General features: G+C 31.4%; 26 protein-coding genes, 1 rRNA gene and 1 other RNA gene. 11 read left to right on the top strand and 17 right to left on the bottom strand.

Annotation, left to right across the window (positions count from 1 at the left end; translation table 11 throughout):
- Positions 1–189 precede the first annotated feature (189 nt).
- Positions 190–297: ribosomal RNA gene (gene rrf, locus H526_RS0110410) — 5S ribosomal RNA — on the top strand.
- Between the two features lie 426 nt (positions 298–723).
- On the opposite strand, the gene H526_RS30775 is transcribed toward rrf, so the two are convergent.
- The gene (locus H526_RS30775) at positions 724–2,940 is read right to left on the bottom strand and encodes an ATP-binding protein (RefSeq protein WP_081415592.1); all 2,217 of its coding nucleotides are present in this window, start codon (positions 2,938–2,940) and stop codon (positions 724–726) included.
- 202 nt (positions 2,941–3,142) lie between these two features.
- Between H526_RS30775 and trhA the strand changes: the two genes are divergently transcribed.
- Positions 3,143–3,769: a PAQR family membrane homeostasis protein TrhA gene (trhA, locus tag H526_RS0110400; RefSeq protein ID WP_027392947.1), complete on the top strand. Its 627-nt coding sequence runs from the start codon at positions 3,143–3,145 to the stop codon at positions 3,767–3,769.
- Between the two features lie 45 nt (positions 3,770–3,814).
- Here the strand turns inward: trhA and H526_RS0110395 are convergent, their stop codons facing one another.
- From H526_RS0110395 to H526_RS0110380, 4 genes are all read right to left on the bottom strand, one after another.
- Positions 3,815–4,615: a DUF8213 domain-containing protein gene (locus H526_RS0110395; RefSeq protein ID WP_027392946.1), complete on the bottom strand. Its 801-nt coding sequence runs from the start codon at positions 4,613–4,615 to the stop codon at positions 3,815–3,817.
- Positions 4,616–4,740: 125 nt separating this feature from the next.
- Positions 4,741–5,169, bottom strand: a complete 429-nt coding sequence (locus tag H526_RS0110390; protein WP_027392945.1) for a DUF4268 domain-containing protein — start codon at positions 5,167–5,169, stop codon at positions 4,741–4,743.
- A 1-nt stretch (position 5,170) separates the two neighbouring features.
- Positions 5,171–5,848, bottom strand: a complete 678-nt coding sequence (locus H526_RS0110385) for a ZIP family metal transporter (RefSeq protein ID WP_342667683.1) — start codon at positions 5,846–5,848, stop codon at positions 5,171–5,173.
- Complete coding sequence (locus H526_RS0110380; RefSeq protein ID WP_027392943.1) at positions 5,848–6,579, bottom strand: SAM-dependent methyltransferase; 732 nt, start codon at positions 6,577–6,579, stop codon at positions 5,848–5,850. The genes H526_RS0110385 and H526_RS0110380 overlap by 1 nt, the downstream gene beginning before the upstream one ends.
- A 71-nt stretch (positions 6,580–6,650) precedes the next feature.
- Between H526_RS0110380 and H526_RS0110375 the strand changes: the two genes are divergently transcribed.
- Positions 6,651–7,796, top strand: a complete 1,146-nt coding sequence (locus tag H526_RS0110375) for a THUMP domain-containing class I SAM-dependent RNA methyltransferase (protein ID WP_027392942.1) — start codon at positions 6,651–6,653, stop codon at positions 7,794–7,796.
- A 19-nt stretch (positions 7,797–7,815) separates the two neighbouring features.
- Here H526_RS0110375 and H526_RS0110370 read toward each other — a convergent pair whose 3' ends face one another.
- Genes H526_RS0110370 through rlmD form a run of 3 tightly spaced genes read right to left on the bottom strand, consistent with a single transcriptional unit; the run spans position 7,816 to position 10,423 of the window.
- A complete protein-coding gene (locus H526_RS0110370; RefSeq protein ID WP_027392941.1) occupies positions 7,816–8,541 on the bottom strand; it encodes a DUF6048 family protein in 726 nt (241 codons plus the stop codon).
- Positions 8,507–9,010, bottom strand: coding sequence for a DUF6452 family protein (locus H526_RS0110365; protein ID WP_027392940.1), 504 nt, complete (start codon positions 9,008–9,010; stop codon positions 8,507–8,509). Before H526_RS0110365 ends, H526_RS0110370 begins: the two co-directional genes overlap by 35 nt.
- Positions 9,011–10,423, bottom strand: a complete 1,413-nt coding sequence (gene rlmD, locus H526_RS0110360; protein ID WP_027392939.1) for a 23S rRNA (uracil(1939)-C(5))-methyltransferase RlmD — start codon at positions 10,421–10,423, stop codon at positions 9,011–9,013.
- 325 nt (positions 10,424–10,748) lie between these two features.
- On the opposite strand from rlmD, the gene rocD reads away from it, so the two are divergent.
- A complete protein-coding gene (gene rocD / locus H526_RS0110355) occupies positions 10,749–12,026 on the top strand; it encodes an ornithine--oxo-acid transaminase (RefSeq protein ID WP_027392938.1) in 1,278 nt (425 codons plus the stop codon).
- Between the two features lie 59 nt (positions 12,027–12,085).
- Here the strand turns inward: rocD and H526_RS32640 are convergent, their stop codons facing one another.
- Together H526_RS32640 and H526_RS0110345 are read right to left on the bottom strand one after the other, a co-directional pair.
- The gene (locus H526_RS32640; RefSeq protein ID WP_035085146.1) at positions 12,086–12,520 is read right to left on the bottom strand and encodes a DUF2752 domain-containing protein; all 435 of its coding nucleotides are present in this window, start codon (positions 12,518–12,520) and stop codon (positions 12,086–12,088) included.
- Positions 12,507–12,785, bottom strand: a complete 279-nt coding sequence (locus H526_RS0110345; protein ID WP_027392936.1) for a CD225/dispanin family protein — start codon at positions 12,783–12,785, stop codon at positions 12,507–12,509. The genes H526_RS32640 and H526_RS0110345 overlap by 14 nt, the downstream gene beginning before the upstream one ends.
- A 159-nt stretch (positions 12,786–12,944) precedes the next feature.
- Here H526_RS0110345 and H526_RS0110340 point away from each other — a divergent pair, with 159 nt between their 5' ends.
- Both H526_RS0110340 and H526_RS0110335 read left to right on the top strand, forming a co-directional pair.
- Entirely contained in the window at positions 12,945–13,148 is a 204-nt protein-coding gene (locus tag H526_RS0110340; RefSeq protein ID WP_162144487.1) for a hypothetical protein, read from the top strand.
- 6 nt (positions 13,149–13,154) lie between these two features.
- Complete coding sequence (locus tag H526_RS0110335) at positions 13,155–13,706, top strand: Smr/MutS family protein (RefSeq protein WP_027392934.1); 552 nt, start codon at positions 13,155–13,157, stop codon at positions 13,704–13,706.
- A 2-nt stretch (positions 13,707–13,708) separates the two neighbouring features.
- On the opposite strand, the gene H526_RS0110330 is transcribed toward H526_RS0110335, so the two are convergent.
- Both H526_RS0110330 and H526_RS0110325 read right to left on the bottom strand, forming a co-directional pair.
- Positions 13,709–14,269 carry a hypothetical protein gene (locus H526_RS0110330; RefSeq protein WP_027392933.1) on the bottom strand — a complete coding sequence of 187 codons (561 nt, stop codon included), beginning with the start codon at positions 14,267–14,269 and terminating at the stop codon, positions 13,709–13,711.
- Positions 14,259–15,392, bottom strand: coding sequence for a hypothetical protein (locus tag H526_RS0110325; RefSeq protein ID WP_155839654.1), 1,134 nt, complete (start codon positions 15,390–15,392; stop codon positions 14,259–14,261). Before H526_RS0110325 ends, H526_RS0110330 begins: the two co-directional genes overlap by 11 nt.
- A 292-nt stretch (positions 15,393–15,684) precedes the next feature.
- Here H526_RS0110325 and H526_RS0110320 point away from each other — a divergent pair, with 292 nt between their 5' ends.
- Positions 15,685–16,833 carry a cysteine desulfurase family protein gene (locus tag H526_RS0110320; protein WP_027392931.1) on the top strand — a complete coding sequence of 383 codons (1,149 nt, stop codon included), beginning with the start codon at positions 15,685–15,687 and terminating at the stop codon, positions 16,831–16,833.
- Here the strand turns inward: H526_RS0110320 and H526_RS0110315 are convergent.
- Both H526_RS0110315 and H526_RS0110310 read right to left on the bottom strand, forming a co-directional pair.
- Positions 16,830–19,292, bottom strand: a complete 2,463-nt coding sequence (locus H526_RS0110315; RefSeq protein ID WP_027392930.1) for a TonB-dependent receptor — start codon at positions 19,290–19,292, stop codon at positions 16,830–16,832. The genes H526_RS0110320 and H526_RS0110315 overlap by 4 nt on opposite strands.
- A 13-nt stretch (positions 19,293–19,305) precedes the next feature.
- Positions 19,306–21,021, bottom strand: coding sequence for a M23 family metallopeptidase (locus H526_RS0110310; protein ID WP_245591200.1), 1,716 nt, complete (start codon positions 21,019–21,021; stop codon positions 19,306–19,308).
- A 153-nt stretch (positions 21,022–21,174) separates the two neighbouring features.
- Between H526_RS0110310 and H526_RS0110305 the strand changes: the two genes are divergently transcribed.
- The 4 genes from H526_RS0110305 to rny all read left to right on the top strand — a co-directional run bounded on the left by H526_RS0110305 (position 21,175) and on the right by rny (position 23,560).
- On the top strand, positions 21,175–21,465 hold the full coding sequence (locus tag H526_RS0110305; protein ID WP_027392928.1) for a hypothetical protein: 291 nt from the start codon (positions 21,175–21,177) through the stop codon (positions 21,463–21,465).
- 8 nt (positions 21,466–21,473) lie between these two features.
- Positions 21,474–21,764: a cell division protein ZapA gene (locus tag H526_RS0110300; RefSeq protein WP_027392927.1), complete on the top strand. Its 291-nt coding sequence runs from the start codon at positions 21,474–21,476 to the stop codon at positions 21,762–21,764.
- A gap of 55 nt (positions 21,765–21,819) precedes the next feature.
- Positions 21,820–21,939, top strand: a non-coding RNA gene (gene ssrS, locus H526_RS31475) — 6S RNA.
- 55 nt (positions 21,940–21,994) lie between these two features.
- Positions 21,995–23,560 (top strand): ribonuclease Y, encoded by a 1,566-nt coding sequence (gene rny, locus H526_RS0110295; protein WP_027392926.1) that lies wholly within the window; start codon positions 21,995–21,997, stop codon positions 23,558–23,560.
- A gap of 35 nt (positions 23,561–23,595) precedes the next feature.
- Here the strand turns inward: rny and H526_RS28845 are convergent, their stop codons facing one another.
- The 3 genes from H526_RS28845 to H526_RS0110280 all read right to left on the bottom strand — a co-directional run bounded on the left by H526_RS28845 (position 23,596) and on the right by H526_RS0110280 (position 24,935).
- A complete protein-coding gene (locus H526_RS28845; protein ID WP_147404297.1) occupies positions 23,596–24,012 on the bottom strand; it encodes a hypothetical protein in 417 nt (138 codons plus the stop codon).
- A gap of 51 nt (positions 24,013–24,063) precedes the next feature.
- A complete protein-coding gene (locus tag H526_RS0110285; protein WP_027392925.1) occupies positions 24,064–24,435 on the bottom strand; it encodes a SpoIIAA family protein in 372 nt (123 codons plus the stop codon).
- Between the two features lie 113 nt (positions 24,436–24,548).
- On the bottom strand, positions 24,549–24,935 hold the full coding sequence (locus tag H526_RS0110280) for an STAS/SEC14 domain-containing protein (protein WP_027392924.1): 387 nt from the start codon (positions 24,933–24,935) through the stop codon (positions 24,549–24,551).
- Positions 24,936–24,944 lie beyond the last annotated feature (9 nt).

Here is a 24,944-nt window from a genome sequence, read left to right as displayed (position 1 = left end):
AGTAATGTCATAGCCGAGTAGTACTAATAACCCATAGGCTTATGCGCACGTCCTGCTAAGCAATTAGCAGGACGGAGAATTGCTTTGATAGCTTCTTTTTAGTTACTTTTTTAGATCGTATTTTATTATTTAAATCAATATGTCAACAATATTAGTTGATCTCTTATCATTAAGAATCAACCAACAGCTTAAGGTGGTTATAGCATCGGGGCTCACCTCTTACCATTCCGAACAGAGAAGTTAAGCCCGTTAGCGCCAATGGTACTACAATCGTGGGAGAGTAGGTCGCCGCCTTCCTTGAAAACCCTTCAATACTAAATTGAAGGGTTTTTTTTATACCCGAAAATGAGATACACAGCATAGAAATTAGAAGATTTTACATAAACTATGGTTACACATGATAATAGAATGATATATAACTGAACGATTTTAGTGAAGATACATGTCGCCAGTTATGAGATTATAGGACTAATTGATTAGACTTTTATGTACGATATATAAAGACACTAGGGTATAATAGAGAATTAATTATAATCTGTGTTTATATATATTCGATATACCAAAAAAATGTAGAGTAATGTAAGCTAATTCTTTAGCGTTATAATGATAAAACCTTCAAATCATTGATATACAATTCGAGGTTTTGACAGCACATCTTAGTATTTATTAGTTTTATTTTATAACTATAAGGAGGTGAGTTTGTATTATTAAGGGTAATAGTAGTTATGATGCTTTTGAAATGGTTCCGTTAAGATTTGTTTCAATTTTACTAAAAAACTCTTGATTTTTGTATGGTTTTCTAAGAAAGTCACTGAAACCAGAACTTGGATTAAGGATTGCCTGCACGGTGTCTTGAGTGTCTGATGCGGTTAAAGCTATAATAGGAATATTAGGATCAAATTTTCTAATTATTTTGGTTGCTTCCATTCCTCCCATATTAGGCATGTTTAAATCCATTAATATAAGATTATAGGAATTTGTTTTAGCCATTTCTATAGCAATAAGACCGTCATCTGCAATTTGCGATCTATATCCTTTTGTTTTTAATACGTTCTGGGTAACTATCTGGTTTATTTTATTATCTTCGACAACTAGTATATTATATTCTTCTTCATTTAATAAAGGAATACAATCTTTGGTTTTGTTATTTGTTATGTTACTTTCTTTATTAGATGCATCGATTTCAAAAGAAATTGTGAAATAGAAATTGGAACCTTCTCCTGGTGAACTTTTAATTTGAATATCCCCGCCGTGTAGATTCACTAATTTTTTCACAATGTTTAACCCTAAACCTGTTCCAGTTGTATGATCTTTGGAATCTGCTTGAGAAAATTTGTCAAAAATTAATTCTTGCTTATCTATAGGAATTCCTCTTCCGTCATCTTTAATTTCGAAAGTGATTTTTACTCTATTATCTATTATAACTGGGTTAATAAAGTTTAGCCAAATGTTTCCATTTTTTGTAAACTTATTTGCGTTGCTAATAAGATTAATAAAAATTTGAGATAATCTTACTTGATCTCCTATAAGAGAATTAGGAATATTTTTATCAAAATTAAGGTGTAATGTATTGCCGTTTTTATCCGCTTGATACTCAAAAGAATTTTTTATATCATCGGCTAAGTTTTTAATATTATAAGGTGCTTCATCAAGACTTATTTCATATGATTCCATTTTAGTTACTTGAAGTACATCATTAATTAGGTTAAGAAGATGATCAGCAGAAAATTTCATTAATTTTATAAATTTGTGATTTTCTTCATCCTTAATTCGTTCCATAAGAATAGATGACAAACCAACTACACCATATAAAGGTGTTCTTAGCTCATGGCTTACTGTGGATATAAATTTTGTTTTTACCGCTGCAAGACGATCAGATTTTTCTTTTGAAATTTTTAATTCTTTATTTCTTAACGCTAATGATTCTCCAAGTACCTTTGTTTTTCTATGATTATAAATGAAAAAACAAAATAGGATTAAGCATAATAAAAGTAGTGATAAAGTAAAAATAGATACAGTTTGTGATTGTTTTGCTTTTTGAGTTTGAATACTGTTATTTTTATTACTTACTACTAATTTTTCTTTGAATTGATTAGTTTCTAATTTCTCAGTTTCTAATGCTGTTTCGTGATGTTTGGTATATTTTTTAAGAATTGCGTACGCTCTATCTTGTCTTCCAATTTTTACAAGTAGTTCTTCATATTTTTTATAAATGGTCATTGCTTGTCTAAACATTTTGTTTTTTTCTGCAATGGTTGCAGCTTCTTCAAAATGCTTTATAGCACTATTGTAGTTATTATGAATTTTGTAATATTCACCAAAGCTGAGATATGTTATTAGCAGTTCGTCAATATATTCGGAATTCTTACTGAAATATTTTTGGCATTTTTTTAATAACCGATAAGCTTTTCTATAATTTCGAGTTTTTAGATAGATATTGGCTAGATTTAATTCTAAACTGTGTTTGTAGTGACTGTTTAGATTCTCGTAATTTTCATAAATATGCTTAATTCTTTTTAATGCTCTAGATGGCTTATTAAATCCTTCTAGATAGACTAAAGCTATATTGTTATTGACATCGATAGTTAATTCAGAATGACCTTCTAACTCTTTTATAAATAGTTCTGCAATTTTATATTCTTTTAATGCTTTTTTATATTCTTTGTTTAGAAAGTGTATTTTTCCTAAGAGATTATAAGAATATCCTTTTAGATAATATTCCTGTTGTGTATTGAATTTAGAAGAAATGTCAATAATATTTTCAATTAGCATTACGCTATTAGCTCTGCCAATTGAATTTAGGTGTTCTTCTGTATGAGTAATGGTACACTCCAATTCTGGGAATGACATTTCTTCATATTGATAGGCATAAAGATTAGGGAAAAATAAGTTAAGACACAGGAAGCATATAAAATGCTTTACTATTTTAATACTTTTCATTATTCAATACGGATTTGGGGCGTTCAAATATATAAAAAAAAATGAAATTAACGGCTTAAATACATTTAATATACGTTTAAAGCTTATTATTTTTATTTTTAACTTAATAAAAATAAGTTTATTCCTACTTTTTTTAAAAATATTTAATATTAGCTAATATTGGTTGCTCTCAAAATTGATCACTTTGTTATTTTTGTCATCTATGAAAGTACAATCAGCTGTAGAGGAAAGATGGAATTGGTTGACACACGCTGTTGGCTTTCTTTTTTCTTTTTTAGGTTTGATTTTATTGATGTTTAGTAATACTAACAAAACATCTTATAGTACATTTTCTGTTTTAATATATTCTATAGCATTGATAATTCTTTATTTTTCTTCATCTGCTTATCATTATACTGATGATATTATTCTCAAAAACAGGTTTAGAGTAATGGATCATGTTAGTATCTATTTATTAATAGCAGGAACTTATACTCCTATAACTTTGATTACTTTATTAAATAGTAAAGGATTGTTACTTTTTACCTTAGTATGGTCATTGGCTGGTTTTGGGACAATCTTAAAGCTTTTTTTTACAGGAAAATTCGAGATTGTTTCTGTGATGCTATACTTATTAATGGGATGGTTAATTGTATTAGATATATCTACTTTAATTGATATTGTTGGTTATGAGGGAATTATGTATTTGATTTATGGCGGATTAGCTTATACTGTAGGTATAGTTTTCTATGCTTTTAAGAAGTTGTATTTTAATCATGTAATCTGGCATCTTTTTGTATTAACAGGTAGTGTATTTCATTATATATTTATTTTAGAGTATATCATATAAAAAATAGGATAAACCATATTTTTATGGTTTATCCTATTTTTTAAATCATCCTCTACATCCTCTGATTACTCCAAATACGTAATCATCAGCTGCTTCGTTAAATTCATCTCCACAGTTTCTATCACCACTTCCGCCGCTAGCATTATTTACATTACTGCATTGATCGTGATCCATGCAGTCTTTAGTCCATGCACTTGGAATCCACCATCTACCGCAATCTCCTCCGCATCTTCCCATACATCCGTAGTTGGTTCTTGGTTTACTTCCAACTTTAACTCTGTCTTTATGATTCCCTCTTGAATCGTCATATTCTGCATTTACATAGGTGTTTTTTCTTATACAGGTAATGCCTTCATTTCTGCTTTTTAGAGCATTAGAATTGGAGGTAGATTTAATCTCTCTTTTACTGTATACGTAATCTGATGGAGATTTACCCCAATACTCAATAAGAGCAAGTAATGTATACTCGGCCATAGATATTTCTCCTTTCTTTGTATCCAACAAATATTCAGAAATAACTCTTCCGGTATTTAATAAGCCTTCTTTTTGCGTTTCAGAAAAGTTGTTATTATGACCATCAATTGAGATACCTTCATTTTCATAGTTAACAGAAGCTTCGATTGTATTCTTGTCAATCATTAAGACAACCATAAATTGTAGTTCAGAAATTGCTTTTACTGAATAGTCGATGTTACTATTGTTGGTGTAAAGTTTACCCGAAAAATGATTTTCATTCTCAATTTCGAGCCCAATTTCTTGTGCTTGTGGAGAGATATTTTCTTGAGTACATTGTACAAATAATAGTGCACATAGCAAGATTGCTATAGAGCTAACATAATTTTTCATAATTATTGAGTTTGTGTTTTAGTTAATCCCAAGATATGAAAAACTATTCAAAATAATTATTTGATAATGTTTTAATACTAAAACTAAGAATTTGTTATAAATTAACCTTTGTAGTTATTATTAATCTAACTTTCAATAAAATCTTTGTATTCCAAAAAGAAAGCTTCAAGTTTATCCATGTGATTGTTTAGAAATACCATGGCTTCTTCCCAAGTTTTTCTATTATGGATACTTACGTTAGCTAATTCAATATATACTCTAGAAATAATTTTACCATTTTCTAATTCATATAATTCATCAAAAATTATATCGTTAATATACTCTTCTTTAATTATATTTTTTAAACTTAAAAGTTTATCAAAATAGTAAGCTTTTATTATGTCATCATGTGGTTCAATATCAATAGATACTTGAGCAAATTTTGTGGTAAAGGTAAATTTAAGGGTTACATCTTTGATTTTTGTGTTATATAGCAACCACTTTCTTGGATAGTTAGTACCAAAAGTGGTCCAAAATTCTTGTCTTATTTTTTTTGATTCTTCTTTACTAAACATTTTAAATAAAATATGCGCTAGCTGTAGCGGCTAGAATAACCATAAGTTTGGTGATATTAAATTTATGTCCTTCATTGCTTTCAAAAAGTATTGTGGTAGAAACGTGCAAAAATATACCGATAACAAGCGCTGTGATTTCTTTATAAAAGTTTTGAAGAGTTTCAAAATGTTCAGAGAGAAATGTTCCTAAAGGTGTCATTAATGCAAAGAGAAGAAGGATCAGTAGGATAATAGGTTTTTTTATTTCAGTATTGATTAAAAAGGTAGTCAATATCATCGCTATAGGAATTTTATGAATGATAATTCCAATAAGAATACCTTCTGTATGATGAATAGGAAATCCTTCTAAAACTGCGTGGATTCCTAAGCTTATAAAAAGTAGTTTGGGAATTTGAGTAGTTTCTTTATGAAGATGTATATGACCATGTTCGGCTCCCTTAGAAAAGTATTCTAATACTTTTTGAAGTAAAATACCAATCATAATCCAAACGCCAGTTTGTTTGGCATATTGATGATCTTCAAATACTTCTGGTAACAGGTTGAATATGGTTATCGCTAAAAGAAAAGCTCCGCTAAAAGCTAAAAGTAATTTTAACTTTTTTTGATTATTAGGCCTAAATATATATACTATTAAGGAACCAATAAAAATGGCTGATATGGATAATATATAATTATACACTATTTAAATATAAGAATAAGTCGAGGAGAAGTGGTTTTATGAAATTTTTCAAGTTGGTAATTACCAAAGATATCTAATAGATCAACTTTAGCTTCTTCAAAATAATTTTGAAAATCATTTAAAGTTAATGCTTTTACCCTTTCTGTAAAGAAAAACTCTTCATTATTATCAGTGAACTTTATTTCTTTAAATATATATCCTTCTTTTACATATCGTTTTATATGAAAAACAATACCCGAAACCTCTTTGGTTTCTTCTGGTATAAGATGATCAATAACATAATCTACATTCATAAAATCTATAACCCCTAATCCTTTTTCGTTTAGATCAGATTTTATAGCTTTAATAGTATTAAGATTACATTCTTCTTTTTCAAAATATCCAAAACTTGTAAAGAGATTAAAAATAGCTGAAAACTCTTTATTAAAAGGTTTAGACATATCGTGTACTCTAAATCTTAATGTTTCGTTTTCGAATTGACTAGCGTATTCAATACTATTTTTTGAAAGATCTACTCCAGTAACATCAAACCCTAGTTGGTTTAAATAAATGCTGTGCCTTCCTTTTCCACAAGCTAGATCCAGAATTTTTTCATCTGGTTCTAAACTAAGATAACCACTTAGGTTATCCATGAATTGTTGCGCCTCTGTATGACCTCTGTCTTTATATAGTATATGATAATATGGTGTATCAAACCAAGATGCATACCACATTGTAGAATCTTTTAGCATAGGGCGCAAAATTAATGTATTTTTGCGGTTTAATAATAGCGAATTAGAATATAGTGAGTAATTCATTTAAAATGGTAGCCAAAACCTTTTTTGGTTTTGAAGAAGTATTAGCAAAAGAACTACGAAACTTAGGAGCTCAAAAGGTAGAAATAGGTAATCGTATGGTTAGTTTTTATGGAGATACTGGTTTTATGTATAAGGCAAATCTCTGTTTGAGAACAGCCTTGAAAATATTAAAACCTGTTGCTGCTAAAAAAATAAGAAATGAAAAAGATCTGTATTCTTTTATACAATCCATTCGTTGGGATGAATATCTTGACACCAATGATTCTTTTGCTATTTATGCAACTGTTAATTCCACAATTTTTAGACATTCACAGTTTGTTTCTTTAAAATCTAAAGACGCTATTGTAGATAAGTTTAGAAAAGAAACGGGGAAACGACCTAGTGTTGATACAGACTATCCCGATCTTACGATTAATATTCATATACAACAAGATTTGTGTACCGTTTCATTGGATAGTTCCGGAGGTTCATTACATCACAGAGGATATAGAACAGCCACTAATATTGCACCAATAAATGAAGTTCTAGCTGCAGGCTTATTATTACTGTCTGGATGGGATGGGCAGTGTGATTTTCTAGATCCAATGTGTGGAAGTGGAACATTGGCTATAGAGGCAGCAATGATTGCGTGTAATATTCCTGCTAATCTGAATCGAAAAGAATTTGCTTTTGAAAAATGGTTGGATTGGGATATGGATTTATTTGAAAAGATTGAAGCTGCTTCTTTAAATAAAACCAGAGATTTTAGTCATACAATTAAAGGGTTTGATAAAGCTCCTTCGGCTATTAGGAAAGCAAAGAAAAATGTAGAAAATGCCAATCTTACTGATTTCGTTAAAATTGAAGATGCTAATTTTTTTGAAAGCTTTAAAGATGGAGATAATAAACTACATATGGTTTTTAATCCTCCTTATGGCGAACGTTTAGAATTGGATGAAGAGAAGTTTTATGCTCAAATTGGAGATACGCTTAAACAGAATTATCCAAATACTAATGCCTGGTTTATTACTTCAAACATTGAGGCGTTAAAATTTGTAGGGTTAAGACCTTCTAGAAAAATAAAGGTGTTTAATGGTAAATTAGAATCTCGTTTGGTTAAATATGAGATGTATGCGGGTAGTAAGAAAGCTAAATTTCAGAATAAACCTTAATATTTTTAGAAGTTAAATGTTACCTTTTTCTTTTAATAAAAGGAATCAAATAGCTTATCGTATAGGTGTAACCTACACCAAATTCACTAAAATCATTAGTCCTTCCGTATCCTGGAATAAATAGATTCTCAAAACCTGCAGGATCTTCTTCATTTACCAATCTTCTTAAGGAAACGCTCGCTCCTAAATAAAGATTGTTTAGTACTTCTACTTTAAGCCCTAAAACAAATTCTATCCAACCAGCAGTTAGGTCCTTGGATTCTCGTCTTTCATTTCTGAAATTTTCAGGATTATTATCTAGATCGAAGAAATCCGTTCCGGTAAATATGTTGTAATTATTTAAAGTTTGATCAAACGTTGTAAATCCGTATCGAAGTCCAGCATAGATGTTGTTCTGCATTCCATACCAATTTTTATAGGTATTATAGTCAATTCCAAGTCTGATATAACTTCCAGACCCTTCTACTTCTATATTGGTTTCATCTCTTAATAAGGATTCATTACCAATTTCTGCAGCCAAATAATAGTTTTTATAAACTCTATAATCTGCATTTATTTCAAACCCAGAATAATCGTCATTGACAGCAGTTCTAATTAATCTACCAATATCTACTCCAACCCTTAATCCATATTTTTCTGATGGGGGCAACGTGTCTCTTGCAGAAATATTAGTTTCTTCTTGACCTAAAATAGTACCTGAAACCAGGAGACTAATGAAAAATAAGTACGTGTGCAGCTGTTTCATCTGTTACATTATCTTCTTCTATGATTATACTTTTGATCCAATTTTCATCACCATCTTCTACGGCAACACTAGCAGTAAGTCCATTATAGTTAACTTTAAAACCGCAAGCACTACTAACATATTCTTCTACAGGTGTATATTGAAAACTAACTACATCTGTATTAGGAGTATCAGAATCGGAATCAATGATAAACTCAAAATCTGTTAATAAACCTCTTGTTCTTAGAGGAATCATTATGGAATCTTGATTCGTTTCGTAATCAATAATGTTAAGAAACCCAGGAGACCCTATTTGTAATTCATTTGGTTGTTTGATATCAGATACTGTACCATCTTCAATAAATTTAATAATTAGTAGAGGGGTAGTTAATGTATCTTCGGCACAGATATCATCTCGTTCGCAGCTGGAACTAAGATATATACCAACGATTCCGAGAATAATAGGAATAAAAGCTTTATGTAACTTCATTTATGATCTTTTTTCTAATAAAACTACGTTTTCCACATGATGTGTTTGTGGAAACATATCTACAGGTTGCACTTTAGTAACCTTATATGTACTATCTAATAACGACAAATCTCTAGCTTGTGTTGCACTGTTACAACTAACATACACAATCTTATTGGGAGAAATGTTAAGTAACTGTCCTACCACATCCTTATGCATTCCATCTCTTGGTGGATCAGTAATTACAACTTCTGGTTGTCCATGAGTAGCTATAAAATCCGAAGTAAATACTTTTTTCATATCTCCTACGTAAAATTCTACGTTATCGATATTATTATGCTTAGCATTTTCTTTTGCATCAGCAATAGCTTCTGGCACAGCTTCTACACCAATTACTTTTTTTGCCTTTTTTGCTACAAATTGAGCAATAGTACCCGTTCCTGTATATAAATCATATACTAATTCATTTCCCGTTAGACCAGCGAAATCTCGTGTTACTTTATACAATTCATAAGCTTGCTTGGAGTTGGTCTGATAGAAAGATTTCGCGTTAATTTTAAAACGTAAACCTTCCATTTCTTCTTCGATATGATCTTTTCCGTGATAACAGATTACTTTCTGGTCATAAATTGTATCATTTCCTTTAGAGTTAATTACATATTGTAATGATGTAATTTCTGGAAATTCAGAAACTATGTAATCTAATAATAAGGTTCGTTTTTCTACATCTTCATGAAAAAATTGAACTAACACCATAATTTCTCCGGTAGATACAATTCTCATCATAAGAGTGCGAAGGAAACCACTTTGCTTTCTCGCATTATAAAATGATAAATCATTTTCTGTAGCAAATGTTTTTATTTTATTTCGAATAGCATTACTAGGATCCTCTTGTAAATGACATTTGTCTATATCCAAAATTTTATCCCACATTCCAGGGATGTGAAACCCTAGAGCATTTCTATTTTTAATTTCTGTGTCACTTTGGATTTCATCTAATGTTAACCAACGACTATCACTAAAAGAAAACTCCATTTTATTTCTGTAAAGGAATTGATCTTCAGAGCCTAGTATTGGAGTTACTTCTGGTAACTCAATTTTTCCTAATCTAGTTAGGTTATTTATAACTTCCTGCTCTTTATAGTTTAGTTGATGCTCGTACCCCATAAACTGCCATTTACACCCACCACAAGTACCAAAATGAGAACAAAGAGGTTGGACACGTTTGTCAGATTTTTTATGAAAAGTAGTTGCCGTTCCTTCATAAAAAGCTTTTCGTTTTTTAGTGGTTTGAATATCCACAACATCTCCAGGTACTGCGTTATTTAGAAATATGATTTTTCCATCAGGAGCTTTAGCAATACTTTTTCCTTTTGCACCAGCATCAATCACTTCTATATTTTCAAAAACTTGCCTTTTATTCTTTCTTGCCATAGCGCAAAAATAAGAATAGAAACTATATACTTATTAAATATTCAATATATCTTATGAAAAGAATAAAAAAAATGAACCAAATTGATATTTCCATGTCCATTATTCTAAAGACTTCTAGATTGTAAATTCTTCAATTAATAGCAATATTATTTTGAATAATTAAAAATAGAATCTATTCCAAGCCTTAAAATTAAATAATAAATAAAGATTTAGTAATTTGCGACTCTCTTAGGGATGATTTCTCTCCCACGCTGAATTTTCGAGTCTTTTCGAAAGGATAAAGGTATAGAAGGAATGGTTATTTTATCAATTTAAATTATTAAAAATGGCTGTTTTAGAAAAATTAACTTCTCAACAAGCAATCGATTTAGAAAACAAGTATGGAGCTCATAACTACCACCCTTTACCAGTAGTTTTAAACAAAGGAGAAGGAGTATATGTTTGGGATGTAGAAGGAAAGAAGTATTATGATTTCCTAAGTGCATATTCTGCGGTAAATCAAGGGCATTGTCACCCTAAGATAGTAGGAGCTATGATGGAACAAGCTCAGACATTGACATTAACTTCTCGTGCATTTTATAATGATAAGCTAGGAGAGTATGAGAAATTTGCTTCTGAATTTTTTGGTTTCGATAAGCTGTTGCCTATGAATACAGGTGCAGAAGCTGTGGAGACCGCTTTGAAAATTTGTAGAAAATGGGCATATGAGAAGAAAGGTATTTCAGAAAATGAAGCTCAAATAATTGTTTGCGAAAACAATTTTCACGGTAGAACTACAACGATTATTTCATTTTCTAATGATCCAGTAGCACGTAAAAACTTTGGACCTTATACATCTGGTTTCATCAAAATTGAGTATGATAACTTAAAAGCATTAGAACAAGCGTTAGAAAATAATAAGAATGTTGCAGGTTTCTTAGTAGAACCAATACAAGGAGAAGCTGGAGTTTATGTACCTTCTGAAGACTATTTGTCAAAGGCTAAAGGTTTATGCGAAAAATACAATGTACTTTTTATTGCAGACGAAGTACAAACTGGTATAGCTAGAACAGGTAGGTTGTTAGCTACTTGCGGTAATTGTTCTTGTAGTGATAAAAACTGTTCAGGTACACCAAATGTTAAACCTGATGTCTTAATACTTGGTAAAGCACTTAGTGGTGGAGCATATCCGGTTTCTGGTGTTTTAGCTGATGATCATATTATGGAAGTAATCAAACCAGGTAATCACGGAAGTACTTTTGGAGGAAATCCTGTTGCTGCAGCGGTTGCTGTTGCTGCTTTAGAAGTAGTAAGAGATGAAAAGCTTGCAGAAAATGCTTTTGAACTTGGTGAATTATTCAGATCAGAAATGAATGAGTATATCAAAACATCGAGTATAGTCAATCTTGTTCGTGGTAAAGGATTGTTAAACGCAATTGTAATCAATGATGATGAAGAGAGTGAAACAGCATGGAATATTTGTGTAGCTTTAAAAGAAAACGGATTATTAGCAAAACCAACTCATGGTAATATCATAAGATTTGCTCCACCATTAGTAATGACAAAAGAACAATTGCTAGAATGCGTGGCAATTATAACAAAAACGTTAAAAGAGTTTGAGTAAAACTTTTTTGATTGAATTAAAATAATAAAAAGAGTAGGAACAAGTTTTCTGCTCTTTTTTTATGGAGCTAGATGACAAAAAGGTGCACTACTAACATTACGCAATATCCAATAGGAAATAATAGAAATAAGAATGATATATGTGAAGTATTTGTTATAAGTCCAATCTTCGACTTTTTTATTTAAAAATCGTTTAGCTGTATAGTTATATAGTTTTATAAATAAAACTATGGCTAATATTACAAATAATAAATTATGTTGTAAAGCATGTAAGATTCTACCATTTAATAAATCATGAATTGCTCTTTGACTGCCACAACCGGGACAGTGGTACCCTGTTAGAGAATGGAAAGGACAACTGGGAAAAAAACCTTCACCGGCACTAGAGCCAGGATCATTTAAGTAGTAATATCTTATTAAAAAAAATATAGGTACTAACGCTAGTAAGTACCCATATTTTAAATATTTGTAATTTGTTTTTTTAGAAATTTCCATTAGCACCTAGAACACTAAATAATGCTACTCCATATACTAAAAACATTACAACCCAAATTAGAACTCCACCTATAATCCCTATAAGTCCCCATAATTTAGCATTTTTCGAGGCGGCAACAGCTCCTTCATAATCTCCTGCATCATATTTGGAATTTACTTGAGTTGAATAAATAATACTTACAATACCTGTGATTAGACAACATAAAATTGTAGAGATAATTGCTAAGGCAAGGTGATTGTTAGGTCTTGGTTGATTAGCTTCCATATAAATAAACTTAATTAGTAATTAATTTGTAATAAAAAAATGTAAAATGGGGTATTCGATAAATTTACGAGGTACAATATACACAATTTGAGTATTCCAGAAATTAATGTTTAGAAAAAAACTAATATTTGATACTTTTGCGTTATGAATAAATTGAAATTGAAAAAGATTATAAGTTTTCTTTTAATTTTAATAGGAGCGTTTCTTTTAATAAGTGAAATAGCTTCTGCAAAAAAGAATTATTATCTACAAGCCGGTGGTATCATTTGTTTGATGAGTGGAGTGTTTTTAATTAATGCAAAAGTTACATCTAGGTTTCCAGAAAATATTACTGAAAATCAAGAAATAAATGAAAAGGAATAGAAGGATATGATAAAAGTTGGAGATGTAGTTTCAGTGTTGGATGAACCGATATCAGGCAAAGTTATTTCAGTTGAAGGAAATGAGGTTACTATAGAATCTAATGATGGATTTGATATGATGTTTTCAGTAAATGAATTGGTTAAAGAAGAATCCGATAATTTGATCGTTCCATCTTATGAAGAAGTGCAAAAGAATCTTCAGCAAAAAGAGATTTTTAAAAAGAAATCTAAAAAAAAGATCTTAAAACCTAAAGAAAGAAGTGTTCCTTCGATGGAAGTAGATCTTCATATTCATAAACTAGTAAAGTCTACAAAAGGATTGTCTAACCATGATATGGTTACCCTACAGTTGGATACAGCAAAAAGACAATTAGATTTTGCTATAAACAAACGTATTCCTAGTGTTGTATTTATTCATGGAGTAGGACAAGGAGTGCTAAAAGAAGAACTACAATATTTATTTGGTAGATATGATAATATACGTATTTCTTATGCGGATTATAAGAAATACGGGTTAGGTGCTATGGAAATATATATCATTCAAAATCCAAGAAATTAACCCTAGTTTGGTATTATGACATTGTCTAAACCTAGTGTTAAAGATTGTTTTCTTATAGCAATTCCATTTCCCTCTAAGGTGATATCTTTTAGTGTTACTGTTCGAGAGTATGTTGTCTCTGTAGCAGAAGTAGTAAGTTCTTCATAACTGATTTCTGCAGTTCCATTAGAACTTATTAGCTCTTGTGTTACAGTAATGCCACTTACAGGAATACTATTACAAAAATATTCATCTCCGTCAATAGAAGTGTTAAATTCTCTATATATAAACTGATTGTTAGTAGTATTTAGTGTAATTACTGTAGCTTCATCTAATGATATCTCAGAAACGGCTGTAGGATTAATTTCAAAACTAGTATCTGTAAAGTTTAGAGATAAAGATCTATTTATACCTTGATCAATTACAAAAAACACAAAAGTATTATCATTTTCATTAGAACAATTTTCTAGATCGCCAGTTAAATCATCAACAGAAACTTCTATTAGATCACCTTCGCTGCAACCGATTAATAGCAGTGAAAAAAATAAAAAATACAGTCTTTTTATCATCATTCTAATCTTCATTTTTTGGAGTGGTTATAGAGATGGTTTCATCTCTAAAACCAAAAGAGAATTCATCGTTAGTAAATTGGTCATTAACTTCATTTAGAATAAGATTATCTATTGATAATGTAGTTCTAAAAATAGTAATAACCGTATTGTCAAGAATAGATGGGTTATCCACGTTGGTATTTGCTTCGTCGTTATCAGGATTATCGGCATCGAGATAATTTGGGATTCCATCACCATCAGTATCTTCATTCAATGGGTCGTTATTTGTGCCACTAACTTCATCGCGAGTCAAAATACCATCATTATCGTCATCTGGATCTAAATAATTCGGAGTTCCATCTCTGTCAGTATCGTCATCTCTGGGGTTTCCATTGCCATCCACATCTTCATCTAGTGTGTCAATACCATCATTATCATCATCAGTATCAAGATAGTTTGGTGTCCCGTCATTATCAGTGTCTAGAAAACTTTCATCATTAGGGTCACTATTAATTAACTCTACACTCGTTAACACGTTGTCATTATCATCATCTTGATCTTTAAAATTTGCGATTTGATCTCCATCAGTGTCATATCCGTCCTCAATCCCTAAATCATCAGCTGTTTGATCTGTATTTCCAATAGCACTATCATCCATAGCATCATCAAGGTAATTGGGAACACCATCACCATCTGGATCTGCTTCTGGATCAATTCCGTTAGGAGATTCTTCAGTAGATTCTAGTCCGTCATTATCATCTTCACTAACAATTTGATTGATGATAGTGGCTTGACCACTTACGCTTAAAAGCTCTTCCGTTACTATAATATTACTATCAGGAATATTACTACAATAATAATCCGAAGTAATCGTATTATTAAATTTCCTGTATATTAAACCATTATCAGTGTCTTCTAGATCAATAATAATAGGGTTTTCAGTTTCAGTAGTTTCAGAATATGTAGCATCAATAAAGTTATAGGATATAGATTCATTGATAGAAGTATTGATCTTAAAGAAAACAAACTCATTGGTTGTAGCTCCTTCACAAAGTTGAAGATCAACATCGTCAAATTCAAAACTTGTTACAATAATATCACCATCATCACAAGAAGCTAATGCTAGAAAGGTAAAAATATATAAAAGCTTTTTCACTGTTTGCATTTTGAAAATTAATAACAAAGTAACGTTTCGTTATAGAAACAATAACGTATTAAAAGTTTTTCTTTTTTATAAAGACGAATGAAATTTATAAATGTTCATTCTAATATTATTTTTGTACGTTTCGACAAAAATAATGGAATTGAAAGATTATAACGCTCGGTGTGGAAAATAATTTTATTTGAATTAGATTTGCGGTGTTATAATAAGGATATAATAAAATGAGTACTCTGTTACTGTGATTATTGTATTTTTTCGCCAATCATCAACTAAATTTTTATATTTAATGCAAAAGGTTTATTTCGATAGTGCAGCAACTACACAGTTGCGTTCAGAAGTAATTGATAAAATGACTACTGTATTAAGAGAAGATTATGGTAACCCTTCTTCTACTCACGGATTTGGTAGGTCTGCAAAAAATCATATTGAGCAGGCTCGTAAGAATATAGCTAAATATTTAGGAGTGAAAGCTTCTGAAATTATATTTACTTCTGGAGGAACAGAAGCGGATAATCTTGCTTTGAACAGTGCGGTAAGAGATTTAAATGTAAAACATATTATTACTTCTAAGATTGAACATCATGCAGTTTTGCATACTGTTCAAGAGATACAAGCACATGCTGAGATTGCAGTTAGTTACGTAGATATTACGTCTGATGGATCAATAGATTATAAACACTTGGAGAGCTTATTGTCTAATGCTTCTGAAAAAACATTAGTTAGTTTGATGCATGTGAACAATGAGGTTGGAACAATTTTAGATATTAATAGAGTAGGTGGTTTATGTAAGGAACACGAAGCGCTTTTTCATAGTGATATGGTACAATCTATTGGGCATTTAGATGTAAATCTAGGTGATCTTCAGGTAGATTTTACTGCAGTAAGCGCGCATAAATTTCATGGTCCTAAAGGAGTTGGTTTTGCATATATTAAAAAGAATTCAGGGCTTAAACCATTGATTTATGGAGGAGAGCAGGAGCGTGGCTATCGCGGTGGAACAGAAGGAGTGCATAACATAGCAGGAATGGATGAGGCTTTGAGATTAGCGTATGCACATATGGATGAAGAGAAAGCATATATTTCTGATCTAAAACAATACTTTGTAGATCAATTAAAGGATCAGATAAAAGGAGTTAAGTTTAATGCTAATTGTTGTGATTTAGCTCATAGTACTTATACCCTCATTAATGTTTGTTTACCTATATCACAAGAAAAAGCGGGTATTTTGTTGTTTCAGTTAGATATTAAAGGAATAGCTTGTTCTAAAGGTAGTGCTTGCCAGAGTGGTAGTGGAAAAGGATCACATGTACTTGCCGAAATACTTTCTGAAGAGGATATGCAGAAACCTTCCGTTAGATTCTCTTTTTCCAGATATAATACAAAAGAAGAAGTGGATTATGTGATTAGTGTACTGAAAGAGTTTTTGGAAAGTTAAAACTTCATCCCTAATCGTACGTTAAAAACCCTCTGAGTTAAAAAGTTAGGAATAGCAAATTGACGCTGAGAAGCTGCATCTCTTACAAAAGTATTGGTAATAGAGTTAAGGTTGTCAAAAAGATTGAAAATTTCGAATCCGACATTCAATTCTCTAAATTTATTAAAGAAACTCCCTTCTTTACGTCTTATTTTTTGATCCACAACTATATATGAGATTCCTAAATCAGCCCTTCTGTAATCTCGCAATCTAGTCTGAAATTCATATGGATCTGCATTAGAAGGAGACCCGCCAGGTACACCAGTTTGGTATACTAAATTAAGGTACATTTTTAGGTTAGGAATTGTTGGTACATAATCCTGAAATAAAGCTCCTATTTTTACTCTCTGATCCGTTGGTCGATCAATATACCCTCTATTGTCAAGATTTTCTTCCGTCTTTAGAAGACCTAAACTAAACCAACTTTCAGTTCCAGGAACAAATTCTCCATTTAACCTAAGGTCAAATCCTGCAGCATATGCCTCTGCGTTATTATTAGCACGATATCTAATTCTAACATTTTCGATGGTATATGAATTTACATCAGTAAGTTTTTTATAGTATAATTCTGTAGTAAGCTTAAAAGGACGATCCCACATATTAAAACTATAATCATTTCCAGCAACAATATGTATAGATTGTTGCGCTTTTACATTAGGTTGAACAGTTCCCTGAAGATCTCTTAATTCTCTATAAAAAGGTGGTTGATGATACCATCCTCCAGAAAGACGAAATATCATGTCTGATTTCCAGTCTGGTTTAATGGCAACTTGTGCTCTTGGGCTAAATACTGTTTGAGAAGAACTACTTATACCATCCCCAGAGACATTCCAATTATGTGCTCTTACACCAACATTTGCCCAGATTTCATGCTCTTTTATGTTTGTTCTTAAGCTATATTGAGCAAATCCAGAAAATCTATCGATATTTACCATATTAGTTGCTCTTACACTCGTAAAAGGGACTATAGGGCTAGCATTAGGATTGTAGGGTTGATCATTTACAAAAGTCCCAGGAGGACGAATTGAAAAACCTGCCGAATCAATAACTTCATATTCCTGAATTCGATCTCTGATATCTTCAGAAGTGTATTTTATTCCCCAATCAAACTGATGTTCATCGGCAGTATAGGTTCCTTTATGTTCTAGGTTGAAAATTAAAGCATCAAGGTCATTTCTTGCGTGTGTTAATTGTGAGCCAACACCTTCGCTAAATTCTACTTCGCCTAGGTCCTCTCCACCAATATCAGTGTTGACAGAACCTAAGAAATATGCTGCAAAAATATCAAAGTGTTCTTGCTCTTGAGTGTGATAAGCGGAACCAATTAATTTTAAAGTTAAATTGTCATTTGCCCTATATGTTCCTTTTAAAGCACCAAAATATGTTTCATAACGATCTTCTTCTTGCCCGTCATAAAAAACCGTTAAGGCAATAGGGTCTGTGATAGGTCCAAAATTAGTTTGACGTGTTAGTGGTTCGTAATCATATCTGTTTATTGCAATATTACCTAAAAAACCAAGCTCAAACTTTTTAGAAAAATTATATGAAAGATATGTCTGAACATCTGCAAATCTTGGTCTAAAATTGGTTTCTGTTTGTCTAGCATCTACGAGTAGACTATTGTCACGATATCTTACTCCAACGACACCTGCGAATTTTTTATCTTTTGTGATTCCTCCTGCAGATATGCTACCGCCTAATAAGCTTAGATCTGCTGATAAGTCAAACCGTGTTGGTCTGCGATAGGTGATATCTAATACAGAAGAAAGTTTATCTCCATATTTTGCTTGAAAACCTCCTGCAGAGAAATCTACATTTCTAACCAAATCAGTATTTACAAAACTTAAACCTTCTTGCTGTCCAGATCGTATCAAAAAAGGTCTGTATACTTCTATCTCATTAACATATACTAGGTTTTCATCAAAATTTCCTCCTCTTACAGCATATTGAGTACTCAATTCATTATTAGAACTTACTCCTGGTAAGGTTTTTAGTAAGCCTTCAACTCCTGCATTAGCAGAAGGGGTGATGCGTATGGTCTCTGGATCTAAAGTAGTAATACCTTCTACTATTTTTCGTTCTCGACCGGAAATAACCACCTCACTAATTTGTTCAATATCTGTTTTTAATATTGGATTTAACTCGTAAGTCTGATTTTCTTTTAGGTTTATAGTAAACGTAATGTCCTTTAGCCCTACGTGACTTATTTTAATGGTAATATCTTGATTAGAGGGTATGTTTAAGATGTATACACCGTTTTTGTCTGTTCTAGTTCCAGAATTTTCAAAAGATACATTGGCACCAGATATTGGTTGGTTGGATTCGTCCAAAACCACACCCTTAACAATTGCGTCTTGTGCTAATATATATTGATTAAAAGAGACTAGAAAAAAAACAAAAATAAAGAGGAGATTTTTCAAAGAGTATATCTGTTTATGGTTTTCTAAAGAATATTGTTTCAAATGTAGTATTATTTCCTACTTTATCTAACACAATAAGTTTAAATTTATTTTCTGTTTCTGAAATTATTTTATCTTCAAAATTATAAATAAGCATTCCTGTTTTGTAATCGTATTCCATTAAAATGAACTTTCCGTTAATGGTAGCTCTGTAACTTTTGATACCAGAATCGGTGTCATCAATTTTAATTTTTAAAAAATTCGCTTTGGACATCCATTTTTTATTGGCCACATTTATAGGAACGATTGTTGGTTTTTCTAGATCTGTAAATAAGGAGTAGCTACCTAATGTTCTAGTTCTAGTAGAAAAACGATTATTTTTTTTGTTTGTTCTAACGTGGTAATGTTTGTTGTTGTGTCCTAATCTTCCAATATATAATTTCTTCTTATCAGCTTGACTATAATTGGTGACATCAAAAACAATAGTCATATTTTTATGTAATGGAATTTCATCTTCATGAATTTTTATGGTATCGCCATTAGTTTCAATATCTAAATACGCTTTTTCGTACAAACTACCTTTTGGAATATATAGGTCAAAAATCCCAGAGTTATACGTAAAATTTTCTGTTGGTTTCACAAGATGAGGAGTTTTGATAATCTCTTCTTTGGTGATGTGATCTATCTGTTCTCCTTTTACCGGAATGCTAATTTCTGTTGTATTGTTTTTGAAATCTTTAACGAAGACTTTTAATGTGTATGATAAGCTATCTTCAATAGTAAAAAAACCTTTACTTGTTACATTTTTATAGATGGAAAGTGGATTGTTTTTTTCAATAAAAAGTTTGGTTATTCTACTTCGATTCTTTTTGTAGTGCTTATAATCAATTAAGCGATTGATATAACGAGTTTCAGAAAAAGAAAATCGTTTCATTTCCATGGAAAAGTTTTCTTGCCCATTTAATTCTGTTGTTATCTTATAAACTCCATTTTTATTGGCAGCTAGATTTTGTTGATCTATTGTAGAGACACCAATCCCTATTTTTCCTAAAGCTTTTATTCCTTCAGCCTTAAAATCACCATTATCCATAGGTATTAACCTTAATTTAGTTGGTTGTTGGTTTCCATTGGAGTGCGAAGTGTCGTCTAAACTGTAAACCCATACACCATTGATTGTTGGTTTTTTGGTATCTTTTATGTCAATACCAAAGGACATTGGGTTCATAGGTCTTGCTTTAGCATCTCTTATTTCAAAATGCAAATGTGGTCCACCACTACCACCAGTATTTCCACTAAATGCCAGCACATCACCTTTTTTTACAGATAGTGTACCTGCTTTAGGAAAAAGTTCTATTTCATAGGATTCTTTAGCGTACTGTCTTTTTTTTATGTAAGCTTCTATTTCTGGGGAGAATTTTTGTAAGTGCGCATACACTGTAGTATATCCATTAGGATGCGCTATATAAATAGCTTTTCCGTATCCAAAATGAGAAATCTTTATTCTGGTAACATTTCCCGTTGCTGCAGCATATACTTTTAATCCCTCTTGACCTTCAGTTTTTAAATCTAAACCAGAGTGAAAGTGATTAGATCTTAGTTCTCCATAAGTACCCGAAACAGCAAGTGGGATGTCTAGAGGGTTGATGAAATAATCAGTTGGAATGTCTTTTTGGCAATATCCAATCGTAAAATTGAAGATTAAAAATAATATAATAACTCGCATAGAAGGTAAATGTAAATATTTAGACATTAAAATTAAAGTGATGTTTAATTAAAAACTAAAAGGCTATAAACGAATTACTTGATTGACTAGATATTGTTGCTATAAAATTAGTTTAAAAACTATTGGGTTTTTTCAATTGGTATGTTAACTTTGTGTAACGAAGTATTGCGTAAAATTATAATGAGTGATTTAATTGAAATTGTTGATTCTCTTGAGAATAGGATAAGTAAGTTGCTTCATAAGTATGATTTACTTAAGCAGCAAAATGCCGATCTGAAGGGAAAGATAAAGAATTTAGAAGAAAATTCTGAACTCCAAGTTGATCAATTAAAACAATGGGAAGAGAAATTCAGTGCACTCAAAAATGCAAATGCGATGCTGGGCAGTGATAAATACAAAAGGGAAACCAAGCTCAAGATAAATGCCTTAATAAGGGAGATAGATGTGTGTATAGCGCAATTATCAGAGTAATTAATACTATGGCGGATAAATTAAAAATCAAACTTTCGGTTGCGGATAGAGTATATCCATTAACGATAAATCCTGATCAAGAAGAGGGGTTACGTAAGGCAGCTAAAAAGATTGAGGCCATGATTAAACAGTTTGAGCAAAGTTATGCGGTGAGAGATAAGCAAGATGTATTGGCGATGTGCGCTTTACAGTTTGCTGCACAAGTAGAACAAAAGGTTATAGATAAAGATAGTGATGAAATAAATGTTTTGGGCAGATTAGGTGCTCTAAATGATTTGTTACAAGATCATCTATCTTAGACGTTCATTAAAATAAATAAGGTTACTGCCTGCACTAGTTATTATTTTTTGATAAACTCAACAAGAATTATTTTAAAAAGGGTGAGTTTAAGTTGTAAAAGCAAGCCGTGCTGATTTTTCAGTGTCACGGATCCTTGATCAGCTTGTTAGCCCTAAACCTGTTTTTACAGAGTTTATACAAAACCCAAACTAGTGCAGGCTTTTTTTATATATAAACACTAACTAGGATTATGGATAATATTATATTTTTGATTATTGCGGCAGTTGCGGGATTAGTGATTGGCTTTGTCATTGCTAAGGTATTAGAGCGCAATAAAGCTTCAGAAATTATCAAAAGCGCTAAGAAAACTTCTCAAAGTATTATAAGAGAGGCAAAGAGTGAAGGAGAGACAATTAAGAAAGATAAAATACTTCAGGCTAAAGAAAAGTTTATCGAATTAAAATCTGAGCACGAAAAAGTGATTCTGTCTCGAGATAAAAAGATGGCTGAGGCAGAAAAAAGAACAAGGGATAAAGAATCCCAGGTTTCTAATGAATTATCTAAAGGTAAGAAGCTTAATGCCGAATTGGACCAGAAGGTTAAGGATTATAATCATCGTAATGATTACCTTGAAAAGAAGCAAAGTGAATTGAAGAAACTTCATAAAAGTCAGGTGCAGCAATTAGAAGTGATATCTGGATTGTCTGCAGAAGAAGCTAAGGATCAACTTGTAGAGTCTTTAAAAGAGCAAGCAAAAACTGATTCTATGGCTCTGATTCAGGATACTATTGAAGAAGCTAAGCTTACTGCACAACAAGAGGCTAAAAAAGTAATAATAAATACTATTCAACGAATTGGAACAGAGGAAGCTGTAGAAAATTGTGTTTCCGTATTTAATATTGAGAGTGATGATGTAAAAGGTCGAATTATTGGACGAGAAGGAAGAAATATTAGAGCAATAGAAGCTGCTACAGGTGTAGAAATCATAGTAGATGATACTCCAGAAGCTATTATATTATCTTGTTTTGATTCTGTAAGACGAGAAGTAGCACGTCTTTCACTTCATAAATTAGTAACGGATGGTAGAATACATCCGGCACGTATTGAGGAAATAGTAAAGAAGACTAGAAAACAAATTGATGAAGAGATTATAGAAGTCGGTAAAAGAACCGTTATTGATCTTGGTATTCATGGGTTGCATCCAGAACTGATTAAAACGGTGGGTAGAATGAAGTATCGTTCTTCTTATGGTCAAAATCTTTTACAACATTCAAGAGAGGTTGCCAAACTATGTGGAGTAATGGCTTCTGAGTTAGGTCTAAACCCTAAATTAGCTAAAAGGGCTGGGTTGTTACATGATATAGGTAAAGTTCCAGATACGGAAACAGAAGTTCCACATGCTATTTTAGGAATGCAGTGGGCAGAGAAGTATGGAGAGAAACCAGATGTGTGTAATGCAATAGGGGCACACCATGATGAAATAGAAATGAATGCACTTATTTCTCCAATAGTTCAGGTTTGTGATGCAATTAGTGGAGCAAGGCCTGGAGCGCGTCGTCAGGTTTTAGATTCTTATATACAAAGATTAAAAGATTTAGAAGATATAGCGTTTGGATTTAATGGAGTTAAAAAAGCATATGCTATTCAAGCTGGTAGAGAGCTAAGAGTTATTGTTGAAAGTGAGAAAGTGAATGACGAAAGAGCGGCTAGTTTATCATTTGAAATTTCTCAAAAAATACAAACAGATATGACATATCCTGGTCAAGTAAAAATTACTGTGATCAGAGAGACTAGGGCAGTTAATATAGCAAAGTAGAAAAAAGTTTTATGTTAAAAAGAGCATCAATTGTTTTAATTGGTGCTCTTTTTTTGTTGGTCTATTAATAGTAGATCTTCTTTTTTTTGTCCTAGAATTTCATCTTTCCAAGTTAGTGCAGATTCTAAATTTTCAAATTGTTTAAAATCTTTTTTAAAAAAAGACTTTTCGTAACTAGTTAGTGTCTTTTGTTTTGGATCATTGGATACAACTGCAAACCCCATAAGATTGGTGACTTCGGCAGTTTTTATATAAATAATAGGGTCTACAGCATAGGAATGAACTCTATGGGTTATATAAACAAAAGGTGTTTTTTTAAAATGTTTCTCTGCTATTTTAATGAGAATTGAATTTTTTAAAGTACATACCACTATTCCTTCATTCATAACCGCAATCATGTAGTTATGATAAATATCCAGTTTACAAAAATCTAAATTATATGATCTAATCATTGGGGGAGTTTAGATGTTGGGTTTAACAAGGATAAAAGTATTTAATAAAATTTATTCCTTTTTTAATATTTCATTTTTCCACTCTAAAGCATTGTCGATACTGGAGAAATACTTCAGTTTCTTTTCGAAAAATTTACTTTCGAGTTCTGTTAATTTTTTTTGTCTATGATTTTTAGATACCACTGCAATACCAACAAGGGTATCTATCTTGGTAGTTTCATGGTAAACTGTGGGGTCAACTGCGTATGTGTTAACTCTGTTAGAAATATACACAAACGGTTTATCCTTGAAGTATTTTGTTACAAATTCCAATAGTAGTTTGTTATGTCTTGGCATAACTAAAAACCCTTCTGAAATGGTGTTTTTTAAATAATCTTCCCGGATTTCCACCAAAGCGAAACCTAAATCATAGTGTTTTGACATTTTAGGTAAAACGATACTATTATTTAAGTATGGTTAATTTTCCATTAAGTTACAATAAAAGTATTGTTTTTAAAAATTAAAATTTAACTACCCAATGTATCTTCGGGGAAATTTTAGTAAAATGATTTTTCGTATTTATCTAGTAATTCATTTTTCCATTGTAGCGCAGATTCTATATCATCAAAACGTCTAAGCTCTTTACTGAAGAAGGCTTTTTCAAGTTTTGTTTGTTTTATTTGAATGGGGTTATCTGACACAACTGCGAAACCGATTAAGTTTTCAATTTTAGCAGTTTCTAGGTATATGGTAGGATTTACTGAATAAGAATTGATTCGATGTGTTAAGTATAAGAAAGCTTTATTCTTATAGTGTTTTTCTACCATTTCTAAAAGAACATCGTTGTGCTCTGGTGATACTGTTACGCCTTCGTTTATAGTAACCTTTATATAGTCTTCGAATATTTCTATAAGACCAAAATCCAATAAATAGGAAGTAATCATTTTGGGGTA

Source organism: Aquimarina latercula DSM 2041 (assembly GCF_000430645.1).
GTDB lineage: Bacteria > Bacteroidota > Bacteroidia > Flavobacteriales > Flavobacteriaceae > Aquimarina > Aquimarina latercula.
This window is presented reverse-complemented; position numbering and strand designations above follow the sequence as displayed.

Coding starts and splice junctions, on each gene's coding strand:
- H526_RS30775 (WP_081415592.1), bottom strand. CDS start 2,940: ATGAAAAGTATTAAAATAGTAAAGCATTTTATATGCTTCCTGTGTCTT.
- trhA (WP_027392947.1), top strand. CDS start 3,143: ATGAAAGTACAATCAGCTGTAGAGGAAAGATGGAATTGGTTGACACAC.
- H526_RS0110395 (WP_027392946.1), bottom strand. CDS start 4,615: ATGAAAAATTATGTTAGCTCTATAGCAATCTTGCTATGTGCACTATTA.
- H526_RS0110390 (WP_027392945.1), bottom strand. CDS start 5,169: ATGTTTAGTAAAGAAGAATCAAAAAAAATAAGACAAGAATTTTGGACC.
- H526_RS0110380 (WP_027392943.1), bottom strand. CDS start 6,579: ATGCTAAAAGATTCTACAATGTGGTATGCATCTTGGTTTGATACACCA.
- H526_RS0110375 (WP_027392942.1), top strand. CDS start 6,651: ATGGTAGCCAAAACCTTTTTTGGTTTTGAAGAAGTATTAGCAAAAGAA.
- H526_RS0110370 (WP_027392941.1), bottom strand. CDS start 8,541: ATGAAACAGCTGCACACGTACTTATTTTTCATTAGTCTCCTGGTTTCA.
- H526_RS0110365 (WP_027392940.1), bottom strand. CDS start 9,010: ATGAAGTTACATAAAGCTTTTATTCCTATTATTCTCGGAATCGTTGGT.
- rlmD (WP_027392939.1), bottom strand. CDS start 10,423: ATGGCAAGAAAGAATAAAAGGCAAGTTTTTGAAAATATAGAAGTGATT.
- rocD (WP_027392938.1), top strand. CDS start 10,749: ATGGCTGTTTTAGAAAAATTAACTTCTCAACAAGCAATCGATTTAGAA.
- H526_RS32640 (WP_035085146.1), bottom strand. CDS start 12,520: ATGGAAATTTCTAAAAAAACAAATTACAAATATTTAAAATATGGGTAC.
- H526_RS0110345 (WP_027392936.1), bottom strand. CDS start 12,785: ATGGAAGCTAATCAACCAAGACCTAACAATCACCTTGCCTTAGCAATT.
- H526_RS0110335 (WP_027392934.1), top strand. CDS start 13,155: ATGATAAAAGTTGGAGATGTAGTTTCAGTGTTGGATGAACCGATATCA.
- H526_RS0110330 (WP_027392933.1), bottom strand. CDS start 14,269: ATGAAGATTAGAATGATGATAAAAAGACTGTATTTTTTATTTTTTTCA.
- H526_RS0110320 (WP_027392931.1), top strand. CDS start 15,685: ATGCAAAAGGTTTATTTCGATAGTGCAGCAACTACACAGTTGCGTTCA.
- H526_RS0110310 (WP_245591200.1), bottom strand. CDS start 21,021: ATGTCTAAATATTTACATTTACCTTCTATGCGAGTTATTATATTATTT.
- H526_RS0110305 (WP_027392928.1), top strand. CDS start 21,175: ATGAGTGATTTAATTGAAATTGTTGATTCTCTTGAGAATAGGATAAGT.
- H526_RS0110300 (WP_027392927.1), top strand. CDS start 21,474: ATGGCGGATAAATTAAAAATCAAACTTTCGGTTGCGGATAGAGTATAT.
- rny (WP_027392926.1), top strand. CDS start 21,995: ATGGATAATATTATATTTTTGATTATTGCGGCAGTTGCGGGATTAGTG.
- H526_RS28845 (WP_147404297.1), bottom strand. CDS start 24,012: ATGATTAGATCATATAATTTAGATTTTTGTAAACTGGATATTTATCAT.
- H526_RS0110285 (WP_027392925.1), bottom strand. CDS start 24,435: ATGTCAAAACACTATGATTTAGGTTTCGCTTTGGTGGAAATCCGGGAA.
- H526_RS0110280 (WP_027392924.1), bottom strand. CDS start 24,935: ATGATTACTTCCTATTTATTGGATTTTGGTCTTATAGAAATATTCGAA.